Annotated in this window: 10 protein-coding genes; 7 read left to right on the top strand and 3 right to left on the bottom strand. The window is 69.3% G+C overall.

The window, feature by feature from the left end; genetic code table 11:
- Positions 1 to 31 precede the first annotated feature (31 nt).
- From EES42_RS06190 to EES42_RS06180, 3 genes are all read right to left on the bottom strand, one after another.
- Positions 32 to 1,390, bottom strand: a complete 1,359-nt coding sequence (locus tag EES42_RS06190; protein ID WP_124717020.1) for an acyltransferase family protein — start codon at positions 1,388 to 1,390, stop codon at positions 32 to 34.
- A gap of 136 nt (positions 1,391 to 1,526) precedes the next feature.
- Positions 1,527 to 2,753: an MFS transporter gene (locus EES42_RS06185; RefSeq protein ID WP_124717019.1), complete on the bottom strand. Its 1,227-nt coding sequence runs from the start codon at positions 2,751 to 2,753 to the stop codon at positions 1,527 to 1,529.
- 299 nt (positions 2,754 to 3,052) lie between these two features.
- Positions 3,053 to 3,889, bottom strand: a complete 837-nt coding sequence (locus tag EES42_RS06180) for a C40 family peptidase (protein WP_124717018.1) — start codon at positions 3,887 to 3,889, stop codon at positions 3,053 to 3,055.
- 827 nt (positions 3,890 to 4,716) lie between these two features.
- On the opposite strand from EES42_RS06180, the gene EES42_RS06175 reads away from it, so the two are divergent.
- Genes EES42_RS06175 through EES42_RS06145 form a run of 7 tightly spaced genes read left to right on the top strand, consistent with a single transcriptional unit; the run spans position 4,717 to position 12,445 of the window.
- The gene (locus EES42_RS06175) at positions 4,717 to 5,076 is read left to right on the top strand and encodes an NADH-quinone oxidoreductase subunit A (protein ID WP_003992243.1); all 360 of its coding nucleotides are present in this window, start codon (positions 4,717 to 4,719) and stop codon (positions 5,074 to 5,076) included.
- Positions 5,077 to 5,094: 18 nt separating this feature from the next.
- Positions 5,095 to 5,649, top strand: a complete 555-nt coding sequence (locus EES42_RS06170) for a NuoB/complex I 20 kDa subunit family protein (protein ID WP_030926341.1) — start codon at positions 5,095 to 5,097, stop codon at positions 5,647 to 5,649.
- Positions 5,646 to 6,374 (top strand): NADH-quinone oxidoreductase subunit C, encoded by a 729-nt coding sequence (locus EES42_RS06165; RefSeq protein WP_124717017.1) that lies wholly within the window; start codon positions 5,646 to 5,648, stop codon positions 6,372 to 6,374. Before EES42_RS06170 ends, EES42_RS06165 begins: the two co-directional genes overlap by 4 nt.
- Complete coding sequence (locus EES42_RS06160) at positions 6,374 to 7,696, top strand: NADH-quinone oxidoreductase subunit D (RefSeq protein ID WP_124717016.1); 1,323 nt, start codon at positions 6,374 to 6,376, stop codon at positions 7,694 to 7,696. The genes EES42_RS06165 and EES42_RS06160 overlap by 1 nt, the downstream gene beginning before the upstream one ends.
- 29 nt (positions 7,697 to 7,725) lie before the next feature.
- Positions 7,726 to 8,547, top strand: coding sequence for an NADH-quinone oxidoreductase subunit NuoE (gene nuoE, locus EES42_RS06155; protein ID WP_124717436.1), 822 nt, complete (start codon positions 7,726 to 7,728; stop codon positions 8,545 to 8,547).
- Complete coding sequence (gene nuoF, locus EES42_RS06150) at positions 8,547 to 9,929, top strand: NADH-quinone oxidoreductase subunit NuoF (RefSeq protein WP_124717015.1); 1,383 nt, start codon at positions 8,547 to 8,549, stop codon at positions 9,927 to 9,929. The genes nuoE and nuoF overlap by 1 nt, the downstream gene beginning before the upstream one ends.
- On the top strand, positions 9,926 to 12,445 hold the full coding sequence (locus EES42_RS06145) for an NADH-quinone oxidoreductase subunit G (RefSeq protein WP_124717014.1): 2,520 nt from the start codon (positions 9,926 to 9,928) through the stop codon (positions 12,443 to 12,445). Before nuoF ends, EES42_RS06145 begins: the two co-directional genes overlap by 4 nt.
- Positions 12,446 to 12,507: the final 62 nt, after the last annotated feature.

Below are 12,507 nucleotides of genomic sequence, written 5' to 3'. Positions count from 1 at the left end.
CGCGCAAGCGCCGTACGCGAGGCGGCCCTCATCAGCTGCCCTGCCGGGAGAGAACCCGGGCACCTTCATGGCGTACCACCGGCTGAACGGGCACGGTGCGAATGCCCTGCGCGGCCTCTGCCTTCGGAGCGCTCTTCTCCCGTACGACGAGCAGCCCGGCCACCACCAGCGCCACGCAGAGCACCGGACCGAGCGGGTTTCCGGGGGAGATGAAACCCTGCGCGGCGAGTCCGAGGAGACCGCCGGCGGAAAGCACGGCCGCGAGAACGACCTTGCCGAGGCTCATTTCCGATGCCGCACCGGAGGGGCGACGGAATTCGAACCGGCCGAAAATTCGAGTGAAGCTGACCAGGAAGAATCCCGAAACGCCGACCCACAGCGGTGCCACCGCGAACCACATCGGGCTGCCGGGCGTCGGCGTCGCGAATCCGAGTCCGACAATTGCGATTCCCGCCGTCATCACGAGCGCGGGCATGTGCCAGAGATACAGCGTCATGAAACGGGCCCCGCACCACTGAAGTACGGAGGTGGCCATGGGGCGTTCCGCGAATCGCGTTATCGCCGGCTTGAGCGTAAGCCAGAGTCCGAGCTGGCCGATGGTCAGCGACATCATCAACGCGGTCGGCGGGCTCATGTTGGAGACCGGGGCCCCGGGCATCCCGATCATGGACGCCGGGTAGGGGCCGAAGAACACGGCGGCCGCGGTGAGTCCGAAGCCGACCGCGGCCAGACCCGACGACACCCACGCGCTCCGCATGCGCAGGCCGCCGTCGGCGTAGTGGAACCCGAACTGGTGGGCCGCCAGCCAGACGAACAGGGCGTTCAGGAAACCGATCGCGGGGCTGAACTCGAAGCGCAGCACATCGACGAGCAGGGCACAGGCGCCGAGGACTCCGATCACACGCCAGCCGTACCGGCGGTACAACTTGAACATCACCGGGGTGAGCGCCACCACGAGCACATAGACGGCGAGGAACCAGAGCAGTTGGCCGGCTATCTTGCCCGCCATCAGCACCGGCTGCTCCGGCAGCCCCGCGCCGATCAACACGTGGGGCAGCAACAGCCACACGGCTGCAAGGGGGACGACCGGCACCAGGAGCCGCGCGATTCTGCTCCGGAGCCAGGTGTTCACCGATTTCACAGATCGGAACGAGAAGAAATTGGCGGCGCCGCCGGCGAAGAAAACCATCGGCATGACCTGCGTCAGCCAGGTGACAATCCACCAGCCGGGGCTCGCGAGCGCATTCCCGGTGCTCAAATGCCCATTCTCGTAGGCCAGTACGGGCATGAGCCAGTGCTGGGAAATCACGGCCAGCACGCATAGCGCTCTGATGACGTCTATGAATGAATCGCGACCGCGACCGGGCGAATGAGCGTGGGTTTGCTGCATGTAAACATCGTGACGTCAGCAGGTGATACGCACAGTAAAGCGGCCCCCCTGATCCATCGGGGTGCCAGCACCGCACGCGGTGGTGGGGTTCTCCCCACCACGTACGGGGCATGGCCTCCGCTTGAGGACGGTGCGTTCATCGCCGCCCCCGGACACCGAGGCTCCCGGAGCGTGGTCCCGCCACGGCCACCGTGACAACCGCGAGAGCCGCGACCGCGCCGCCGAGCACCATGACCGCCGACACGGACACGTGGTCCAGGACGGCTCCGCCCGTCAGGGCGCCGAGGGCGAAGGTCGCCTGGAAGGAAGCGGTGAACAGGACGGACGCCGCTTCGGGTGCGTCGGGTGCGGCCCCGGCGAACCAGGTCTGCGAGCAGACCGGCACCGCACCGTAGGCGACACCCCAGACGATCAGCAGCGCGACGGCCCCGGCCTCCCACCTGCCCAGGACCGGGAGCAGCGCGGTCGCGGTGGCGATCAGGCCCGCGGCCAGGGAGACCGCGAGGCGCGGGCGGCGCGTCACGAGTGCGCCGCCGACGAAGTTGCCGACGATCCCGGCGGCGCCGTAGATCAGCAGGAACACCGTGATCAGCCCCGGACCGGCGTGTGTGACCCGTTCCAGGAAGGAGGTGACATAGGTGTACGTCGCGAAGTGGGACAGAACGATGAGAAAGGTGATGAGCAGGGCGAACCGGGTGTCGGGTCGGGCGAGCACGGTGCGCAGCAGGCTCGCGCGGGTGACCCGGGCCGGCGGAAGGGGCGGAACCACCAGGAGCATCAGGGCCAGTACGCCCACGCCGAGCGTCCCCAGGACCACGAAGGCCGTCCGCCAGCCGGCCAGGCCGCCGATGAACGTACCGGCGGGGACGCCGAGTACGGAGCCCAGCGGGACGGCCGAGAAGATCACCGCTGTCGCGCGGGCGGCCGACGCCGGGCGGACCAGCCGGCCCGCCAGTCCGGCCCCGATGGACCAGAAGCCGCCGATGGTGATCCCGACCAGCACCCGGGAGACCAGGACGAGGCGGTAGTCGGTCGCGGCGGCGACGAGGAAGTCGGCCAGGGTCAGCAGGAGCATGAAGGCACCGAGCATCAGACGCCGGTCGACGCGCGCCGTCGCCACCGTGACCAAGGGCGCGGAGACGGCGGCGAGGAGTCCGGGCACGGTCATCGTCAGGCCCGCCGTGCCGTCCGAGACGGCGAAGTCGGACCCGATCGACGTGAGCAGGCCGATGGGCAGGATCTCGGTGGTGACGATCGCGAAGATGCCCAGCATGACGGAGAGGACGGCGAGCCGGCCGCGTAAAGGGGTGCGGGCCGGGAGGGTGGTGTGTTCGGAGGGGGTGGTGGCCGCGGTGGGGTTCATGGCGGATGCCGTCCTGTGCTCGGTGACGCGAGGGCTGTTCGCCCCAGTTCACAAGCGGCGGTGGACGGTGTCCGGCAGGTTCGCGACGTCAACGGCTTCGGCCGGGGTCGACGTCGGTTTTTCGCCGGAGGCCGGGCGCTGGGGGCCACGCACTGGAGGCAGGGCGCTGGAAGCCGGGTGCTTCTCGCCGGACGACCGGAAACGTTGAAGGGCCGTCGCTCCCGAGCGGGGGAGTGACGGCCCTTCAACGGGCGCCGGGAAGGCGCTTGTGAATCCGTGAACCCAGAAGTCGCGCCGAATCAGAGAACGCGGACCGCGCCGGACGGCGGGTCGTAGGACAGCGGACGCTGCACCACACCGGTGCTGGAGTTCTGCGCGCCGACGAACTGGCCGTTACCCACGTAGATCCCGACGTGGTACGCGCTGCCCGCGCCGCCCCAGTACAGGATGTCGCCCGGCTGGAGGTTGCTCAGCGAGACCTGGGTGCCGGCGGTGGACTGGGACTGCGAGACGCGCGGCAGGTCGATGTTGACCGAACGGAACGCGGCCTGGACGAGGCCGGAGCAGTCCCACGAGTTGGGGCCGGTGCCGCCGGGCACGTACGCGTCGCCGACCTGGGCCTGCGCGAAGGCGATGACCGCGGCGGCCGAGCCGGTCGCGTTCGAGGAGGAGGAAGAAGAGGAGTACGTGGACGCGGCGGTACCGGTGTTGGAGCCGGAGGTCGCGCTGAGCGTCGTGCGGGCGGTGGAGCGGGAGGCGCGCTCGGCGGCCTCCGCCTTGGCCTTGGCGGCCGCCTCCGCCTTCTTCTTGGCCTCTGCCTTGCGGACCGCCTCGGCCTTGGCCTTCTTGGCGGTCTTGGCCGCGGTGGCGGCTGCGGCGTCCTCCTGGGCCTGCGTCTGCAGGTCCTGGGCGACCTGCTGCGTGGCCTGGGCGGACGCGGCGACGGCGGTGGAGAGCCCGGAGGTGATGGTGGGCATCTCGATGGTCTGGGTCACCGGCTCGGCCTGGGCCGGACCGGCGGCACCTGCGACCGCGATGGTGCTGAGGACGCCACCGGCAACTCCGGCCCGCAGCGCCGTCTTCGAGGCGTTTCGGCGGGGCTTCCGGTGGCTGGGTATGTGAGCGGTGTGGGACATGAGTACTAGCGCTATCAGGGCCTCGGGGCTCCCATCAAGAAACGTGTGTTGCGACACAGTTACGTACGGAATCTGTGAATCCGCTTTCCGCGGACCCTTATTGACGCCGTAACGGGCATAGCGGGCATGCCTGATCACGGCTGTGATCACGGGCTTTCGGCAATACGCCCGAATTGCCCGCCACTTACCATCCGTTCACACCGATGGCCAAGCCCGCTTTTGTCGGGGCCTTGATGGAGTGACGCAGGTCACAGTGTGACTGCGGGGTGAGGGGCGGATATGCGCCACGCGCTCAAGGTGGCGCCGGGTGGAGGGAGATGTCCCGTTCATGCCGAAGATTGGAAATGGTCTCGTGCGTCCACTTTGATCCCCCCGATCCCCCCTCCCGGGTGAGGTTCGGGCGACCGGGAGGGCGTGGGGCCGCCGGAGGGGGTGGGGTTCGCGGGGAGCCGGCCCGGAGGGATCAAGATCGAGTGGATTCCTCTATCACCCCGGGTTGTCCATCGCCAATTTGCTTGGCATGGCCATCTCTTGATAGGGCGACAGCCGTTTGACCAGCGGTAACAGCATCAGATGTCACGTCTCGTGATCACTCGGCCGCTTCGCGTGTGAAGATCACCGCTCATCCGACTTCATGATCCTTCGTCAGGTGGTGGAGATCACAAAGGCGTTGTCGTACCCCGTGTCGCAGATCACAGGATGGCGGGCATAGGATGCGGGGCAGTCGGGCTTGTGAACTGCCTCACATGTGCACGATCTTGGTGAGGCGGTGAGCCGGTCGCCCGATGCGGTCCAACGGTCAAGGACGACTGGAAGGAGCGAGGAGCGTGAATGCCTACGCGCCCATCCTCGTGCTCGGCGCCCTCGGGGCAGGGTTTGCGATCTTCTCCGTGGTCATGGCCACGCTTATCGGCCCCAAGCGCTACAACCGGGCAAAGCTCGAAGCGTACGAGTGCGGTATCGAACCCACACCCACGCCGGCCGGAGGCGGCCGCTTCCCCATCAAGTACTACCTGACGGCGATGCTCTTCATCGTCTTCGACATCGAGATCGTCTTCCTCTATCCCTGGGCGGTCACCTTCGACGCCCTGGGGATCTTCGGGCTCGTGGAGATGCTGCTCTTCGTGCTCACCGTCTTCGTCGCCTACGCGTATGTGTGGCGTCGCGGCGGCCTGGAATGGGACTGAGGGGCTGAGGGGCACACCATGGGACTCGAAGAGAAGCTGCCCAGCGGCTTCGTGCTGACCACTGTCGAGCAGGCCGCCGGCTGGGTACGGAAGTCCTCCGTCTTCCCCGCCACCTTCGGCCTCGCCTGTTGCGCCATCGAAATGATGACGACCGGGGCCGGGCGCTACGACCTGGCCCGTTTCGGCATGGAGGTCTTCCGCGGATCGCCGCGACAGGCGGATCTGATGATCGTCGCAGGACGGGTCAGCCAGAAGATGGCTCCCGTCCTGCGTCAGGTCTACGACCAGATGCCCAACCCCAAGTGGGTGATCTCCATGGGGGTTTGTGCATCATCGGGCGGGATGTTCAACAATTACGCCATTGTTCAGGGTGTTGATCACATTGTCCCGGTTGATATCTATTTGCCGGGCTGCCCGCCGCGGCCCGAGATGCTGATGGACGCGATCCTCAAGCTCCACCAGAAGATCCAGGGCTCCAAGCTCGGGGTCAACGCGGAGGAGGCAGCCCGCGAGGCGGAGGACGCGGCACTCAAGGCACTGCCCCTGATCGAGATGAAGGGGCTGCTGCGATGAGCGGGAACGACAACCACGACGAACAGAGCAACAACAACGGTGTGCCCGCCCCGCGCGCGGACACCGGCGAGGTCATCGGCGTACGCAAGGGCATGTTCGGCGCCGACAACGGCGGTGACACCTCCGGCTACGGCGGCCTCGTCCGCACCGTGACCCTGCCGGGCGCCACCTCCCGCCCGTACGGCGGCTGGTTCGACGAAGTCGCCGACGAGCTCGAAGGGGCCCTGGAGGAGCAGGACCTGCTTCCCGCCAACGCCATCGAGAAGACCGTCGTCGACCGCGGCGAGCTCACCTTCCACATCGCCCGCGAACACCTCGTCCGGGTCGCCCGGACCCTGCGCGACGACCCGGCGCTGCGCTTCGAGCTCTGTACGGGGGTGAGCGGCGTCCACTTCCTCGGCGACAAGGGCCGCGAGCTGCACGCCGTCTACCACCTGCGCTCGATCACGCACGGCCGGCTCATCCGGCTGGAGGTGTCGGCCCCGGACAGCGATCCGCACATCCCGTCCCTCGTCGAGGTCTACCCGACCAACGACTGGCACGAGCGCGAGACCTACGACTTCTTCGGGCTCGTCTTCGACGGGCACCCCGCCCTCACCCGGATCATGATGCCGGACGACTGGCAGGGCTTCCCGCAGCGCAAGGACTACCCGCTCGGCGGCATCGCCATCGAGTACAAGGGCGCCCAGATCCCGGCTCCGGACCAGCGGAGGTCGTACTCCTGATGTCTACTCCCCACGCAACGCCCCGGGCGACGACCGAGGGGACTGTATATACAGTCACCGGCGGCGACTGGGACGAGGTCGTCGAGTCCGCGGCCAAATCGGACGATGAGCGCATCATTGTCAATATGGGCCCCCAGCACCCGTCCACGCACGGTGTTCTGCGGCTGATCCTGGAGATCGACGGCGAGACCGTCACCGAGGCCCGCTGCGGCATCGGCTACCTCCACACCGGCATCGAGAAGAACCTCGAATTCCGGAACTGGACGCAGGGCACCACCTTCGTCACGCGCATGGACTACCTGACGCCCTTCTTCAACGAGGCGGCGTACTGCCTGGGCGTCGAGAAGCTCCTCGGCATCGAGGACCAGATCCCCGACCGGGCCACCATCCTGCGCGTGCTCCTGATGGAGCTCAACCGGATCTCCTCGCACCTGGTGTGCATCGCCACCGGCGGCATGGAGCTCGGCGCCACCACGATCATGATCTACGGCTTCCGAGATCGTGAACTCGTTCTCGACCTCTTCGAGCTGATCACCGGCCTGCGCATGAACCACGCGTTCATCCGCCCCGGCGGACTCGCCCAGGACCTGCCGCCCGGCGCGATCGACCAGCTCCGCGAGTTCGTGAAGACCATGAAGAAGAACCTGCCGGAGTACGACAAGCTCGCCACCGGCAACCCCATCTTCAAGGCCCGCATGCAGGACGTCGGCTATCTCGACCTGACCGGCTGCATGGCCCTCGGCGTCACCGGACCGATGCTGCGCTCCGCCGGACTCCCGCACGACCTGCGCAAGACCGACCCGTACTGCGGGTACGAGAACTACGAGTTCGACGTCCCCACCGCCGACACCTGCGACGCCTACGGCCGCTTCCTCATCCGCCTGGAGGAGATGCGCCAGTCGCTGCGGATCGTCGAGCAGTGCATCGACCGGCTCGCCCCCGGTCCCGTGATGGTCGCCGACAAGAAGATCGCCTGGCCGGCCCAGCTCGCGCTCGGCCCGGACGGACTCGGCAACTCGCTCGACCACATCAAGAAGATCATGGGCACCTCCATGGAGGCCCTGATCCACCACTTCAAGCTGGTGACCGAGGGCTTCCGGGTCCCGGCCGGGCAGGCGTACACCGCCGTCGAATCGCCCAAGGGCGAACTCGGCGTGCACGTCGTCTCGGACGGCGGCACCCGCCCCTACCGGGTCCACTTCCGCGACCCGTCCTTCACCAACCTCCAGGCCATGGCGGCGATGTGCGAGGGCGGCCAGGTCGCCGACGTCATCGTCGCCGTCGCGTCCATCGACCCCGTGATGGGAGGCGTCGACCGGTGACCGAAGCACGTCAGGAAGTCAGTCTGGGGATGCCGCAGCTCCCCGCCCCCGCCTACCCGGCCGAGGTGCGCGCCAGGCTCGAAGCGGACGCGAAGGAGGTGATCGCCCGCTACCCCGGCAGCCGCTCCGCCCTGCTTCCCCTGCTGCACCTGGTGCAGTCCGAGGAGGGCTACGTATCCCGTACGGGCATGGCGTTCTGCGCCGAGCTGCTCGGCCTCACCACCGCCGAGGTCACCGCGGTCGCCACCTTCTACACGATGTACCGGCGCAAGCCGAGCGGTGACTACCAGGTCGGCGTCTGCACCAACACGCTGTGCGCGGTGATGGGCGGCGACGCGATCTTCGACCGGCTCAAGGAGCACCTCGGCGTCGGCAACGACGAGACCACCGAGGACGGCAAGGTCACCCTCGAACACATCGAGTGCAACGCGGCCTGCGACTTCGCCCCCGTGGTGATGGTCAACTGGGAGTTCTTCGACAACCAGACGCCCGAGAGCGCGACCCGCCTGGTCGACGACCTGATCGCCGGGCGCACCGTCGAACCCACCCGCGGCGCCCCGATCTGCTCGTACAAGGAGACCGCCCGGATCCTGGCCGGCTTCCCCGACGAGCGCCCCGGCGCCGTCGAGGCGTCCGGCGGTGCGGGCCCCGCCTCGCTGATCGGCCTCCGCCTCGCCAAGGGCGAGGAACCGCACCCGCGCGTCGTCGCCCCGCGCGGCGAACGCCCCGGCGGCGCCCAGCCCCACGACCCGTCGCCGTCCGAGCACCTCAGCTCGCACGACGCACCGCAGCAGACCTCGGCCTCCGACCCGGACCACCCGGCCGGCCCGATCGCCGAGGAGGGGGAGTGATGACGTTGGCGACCGAGATCAACGACAACGGAAGCGGCAACGGGAACGGGGGCAGCCCCGAGAAGCTGCTCGCCCCCGTCCTCTCCGCCTTCTGGGACGAGCCGGAATCCTGGACCCTGGAAACCTACCGGCGCCACGACGGATACGAGGGACTGCGCAAGGCCCTCGCCATGGCGCCGGACGACCTGATCGCCTACGTCAAGGACTCCGGCCTGCGCGGCCGCGGCGGCGCGGGCTTCCCGACCGGGATGAAGTGGCAGTTCATCCCGCAGGGCGACGGCAAACCGCACTATCTGGTTGTCAACGCCGACGAATCGGAACCGGGCACCTGCAAGGACATCCCGCTCCTGTTCGCCAACCCGCACAGCCTCATCGAGGGCATGGTGATCGCCTGTTACGCGATCCGTTCGTCGCACGCGTTCATCTACTTGCGCGGTGAGGTCGTCCCCGTGCTGCGACGTCTGCACGAGGCCGTACGAGAGGCGTACGAGGCGGGCTATCTGGGGACGAACATCCTGGGCTCGGGGCTCGATCTGGAACTCACGGTGCACGCCGGTGCCGGCGCGTACATCTGTGGTGAGGAAACCGCGCTGCTCGACTCTCTCGAAGGACGGCGTGGCCAGCCCCGGCTGCGACCTCCCTTCCCCGCGGTCGCCGGTCTGTACGCCTGCCCCACTGTGGTGAACAACGTCGAGTCCATCGCCTCGGTTCCCGCGATCCTGAACCGGGGCAAGGACTGGTTCAAGTCGATGGGCAGCGAGAAGTCCCCGGGCTTCACGCTGTATTCGCTCAGCGGGCACGTCGCCGGCCCCGGCCAGTACGAGGCACCGCTCGGCATCACCCTGCGCCAGCTGCTCGACATGAGCGGCGGCATGCGCCCCGGCCACCGGCTGAAGTTCTGGACCCCGGGCGGCTCGTCGACCCCGATGTTCACCGACGAGCACCTCGACGTACCGCTCGACTACGAGAGCGTCGGCGCCGCCGGATCCATGCTCGGCACCAAGGCGCTCCAGTGCTTCGACGAGACCACCTGCGTGGTGCGGGCCGTCACCCGCTGGACCGAGTTCTACGCCCACGAGTCCTGCGGCAAGTGCACGCCCTGCCGCGAAGGCACCTACTGGCTCGTCCAGTTGCTCCGCGACATCGAGGCGGGCAAGGGCCAGATGTCCGACCTCGACAAGCTGAACGACATCGCCGACAACATCAACGGCAAGTCCTTCTGCGCCCTCGGCGACGGCGCCGCCTCGCCGATCTTCTCCTCGCTGAAGTACTTCCGCGAGGAGTACGAGCAGCACATCACGGGCAAGGGCTGCCCCTTCGATCCCGCCAGGTCCACCGTCTGGGCCGACGACAAGAACGCTCACCAGGGGGTGAACGCATGACAGTCACCACGAGTGCGCCCTCCGGGGGCGGCGAGGCGGCCATCCCGCCCGAGGACCTGGTCACGCTGACCATCGACGGCATCGAGATCAGCGTGCCCAAGGGCACCCTGGTCATCCGGGCCGCCGAACTCCTCGGCATCGAGATCCCCCGCTTCTGCGACCACCCGCTCCTCGACCCGGCCGGCGCCTGCCGCCAGTGCATCGTCGAGGTCGAGGGCCAGCGCAAGCCGATGGCGTCCTGCACCATCACCTGCACCGACGGCATGGTGGTGAAGTCGCAGCTCACCTCGCCGGTCGCCGAGAAGGCCCAGAAGGGTGTGATGGAGCTGCTGCTCATCAACCACCCGCTGGACTGCCCGGTCTGCGACAAGGGCGGCGAGTGCCCGCTGCAGAACCAGGCGATGTCGCACGGCGGCTCCGACTCCCGCTTCGACGGCAAGAAGCGGACCTTCGAGAAGCCCGTCCCGATCTCCACCCAGGTGCTGCTGGACCGCGAGCGCTGCGTGCTCTGCGCGCGCTGCACCCGGTTCTCCAACCAGGTGGCGGGCGACCCGATGATCGAGCTGATCGAGCGCGGCGCGCTCCAGCAGGTCGGCACCGGCGAGGGCGACCCGTTCGAGTCGTACTTCTCCGGGAACACCATCCAGATCTGCCCGGTCGGGGCACTGACCTCGGCGGCGTACCGATTCCGCTCCCGCCCCTTCGACCTGGTCTCCTCGCCGTCGGTGTGCGAGCACTGCGCGGGCGGCTGCGCGACCCGCACCGACCACCGGCGCGGCAAGGTCATGCGGCGGCTCGCCGCCAACGACCCCGAGGTCAACGAGGAGTGGGTCTGCGACAAGGGCCGCTTCGGCTTCCGCTACGCGCAGCAGCGGGACCGGCTCACCACTCCGCTGGTACGCAACGCGGACGGTGTCCTGGAGCCCGCGGGCTGGCCCGAGGCGCTGGCCGCCGCGGCCGCCGGCCTCTCCGCCGCACGCGGCCGGACCGGGGTGCTCACCGGCGGCCGGCTGACCGTCGAGGACGCCTACGCGTACAGCAAGTTCGCCCGGATCGCCCTGGACACCAACGACATCGACTTCCGGGCCCGGGTCCACAGCAGCGAGGAGGCCGACTTCCTGGCCGCCCGCGTGGCCGGACGCGGCCGGGACCTGGACGGCACGGGGGTCACGTACACCTCGCTGGAGAAGGCCCCGACGGTACTGCTGGTCGGGTTCGAGTCGGAGGAGGAGGCGCCCGGCGTCTTCCTGCGGCTGCGCAAGGCCAACCGCAAGCACGGACAGCGCACCTTCGCCGTCGCCTCGCACGCCACCCGCGGTCTCGACAAGGCGGGCGGCACGCTGCTGCCCGCGGCCCCCGGCACCGAGACCGAGTGGCTGGACGCGATCGCGGGCGGTGTCGGCCTCGACGGCGACGGAGCCGCGGCGGCCGAGGCGCTGCGGAGCGACGGCGCCGTGATCGTGGTCGGTGAGCGGCTGGCCGCGGTGCCGGGCGGGCTCACCGCCGCGGTACGCACGGCCACCGCGACCGGGGCCGCGCTGGTGTGGATCCCGCGCCGGGCCGGCGAGCGCGGCGCGGTGGAGGCGGGCGCGCTCCCGTCGCTGCTGCCCGGCGGCCGTCCGGCGACCGACCCGCGGGCCAGGGACGAGGTGGCGGCCGTCTGGGGCGTCGCCGAACTCCCGTCCCGCTTCGGCCGCGACACCGACCAGATCGTGGAGGCCGCGGCCACCGGCGAACTGGGCGCGCTGGTCGTCGCCGGGGTCCAGACCGTGGACCTGCCGAACCCGGCACGGGCCCTGGAGGCCCTGGACCAGGTCGGCTTCCTGGTCTCCCTGGAGCAGCGGCCCAACGAGGTGACCGAGCGCGCCGACGTGGTGTTCCCGGTCGCCGCGGTGGCCGAGAAGTCCGGCACCTTCCTCAACTGGGAGGGCAGGGCGCGGATGTTCGAGGCCGCGCTGAAGCCGGAGCAGATGACGCGTGCGCTCGCGCCGGGCGACGCCCGGGTGCTGCACATGCTGGCCGACGAGATGGCCGCCGATGAGGCCGGCCGCTTCGCGCTGCCGGACCTGAAGTCCGTACGACGTGAGCTGGACCGGCTCGGCGGCTGGAGCGGTACGCACGCCACCGACCCGAACGAGCCGGCCCGGCCGCTGCCCAGGCCGGGCGACGGCGAGGCGGTCCTCGCGGGCCACCGGATGCTGCTCGACCTGGGCCGGCTCCAGGAGGGCGACGAGGCGCTGGCCGGCACCCGGCACGCCGCGGTCGCCCGGCTCTCCGCGGCCACCGCCGCCGAGACGGGCGTGAAGGACGGCGATCTGCTGGCCGTCACCGGCCCGGCGGGCAGCGTCGCATTCCCGCTGAAGGTCACCGACATGCCGGACCGGGTGGTCTGGGTGCCGCTGAACTCCGCCGGGCGGGGCGTGCCGGCCGACACCGGTGCCCGGCCCGGCGGTCTGGTCCGGATCGGCCCCGCCGCACCGGGTACTCCCGACGTCACACCGGAGGTGGGGGCGTGAGTGCCTTCGCTCAACTGGCCGCGGCACCGCACAGTGCCGTACTCGCCGCCGAGGACCTGTCG

The organism is Streptomyces sp. ADI95-17 (genome assembly GCF_003846175.1).
Lineage (GTDB): Bacteria > Actinomycetota > Actinomycetes > Streptomycetales > Streptomycetaceae > Streptomyces > Streptomyces sanglieri.
The sequence above is the reverse complement of the archived record's forward strand: the minus strand, read 5'-3'. Positions and strand labels throughout refer to the sequence as shown.

What these genes read in the sequence shown, in the direction of transcription:
- EES42_RS06190 (WP_124717020.1), bottom strand. Translation starts at nt 1,390, where the DNA reads ATGCAGCAAACCCACGCTCATTCGCCCGGTCGCGGTCGCGATTCATTC.
- EES42_RS06185 (WP_124717019.1), bottom strand. Translation starts at nt 2,753, where the DNA reads ATGAACCCCACCGCGGCCACCACCCCCTCCGAACACACCACCCTCCCG.
- EES42_RS06180 (WP_124717018.1), bottom strand. Translation starts at nt 3,889, where the DNA reads ATGTCCCACACCGCTCACATACCCAGCCACCGGAAGCCCCGCCGAAAC.
- EES42_RS06170 (WP_030926341.1), top strand. Translation starts at nt 5,095, where the DNA reads ATGGGACTCGAAGAGAAGCTGCCCAGCGGCTTCGTGCTGACCACTGTC.
- EES42_RS06165 (WP_124717017.1), top strand. Translation starts at nt 5,646, where the DNA reads ATGAGCGGGAACGACAACCACGACGAACAGAGCAACAACAACGGTGTG.
- EES42_RS06160 (WP_124717016.1), top strand. Translation starts at nt 6,374, where the DNA reads ATGTCTACTCCCCACGCAACGCCCCGGGCGACGACCGAGGGGACTGTA.
- nuoE (WP_124717436.1), top strand. Translation starts at nt 7,726, where the DNA reads ATGCCGCAGCTCCCCGCCCCCGCCTACCCGGCCGAGGTGCGCGCCAGG.
- nuoF (WP_124717015.1), top strand. Translation starts at nt 8,547, where the DNA reads ATGACGTTGGCGACCGAGATCAACGACAACGGAAGCGGCAACGGGAAC.
- EES42_RS06145 (WP_124717014.1), top strand. Translation starts at nt 9,926, where the DNA reads ATGACAGTCACCACGAGTGCGCCCTCCGGGGGCGGCGAGGCGGCCATC.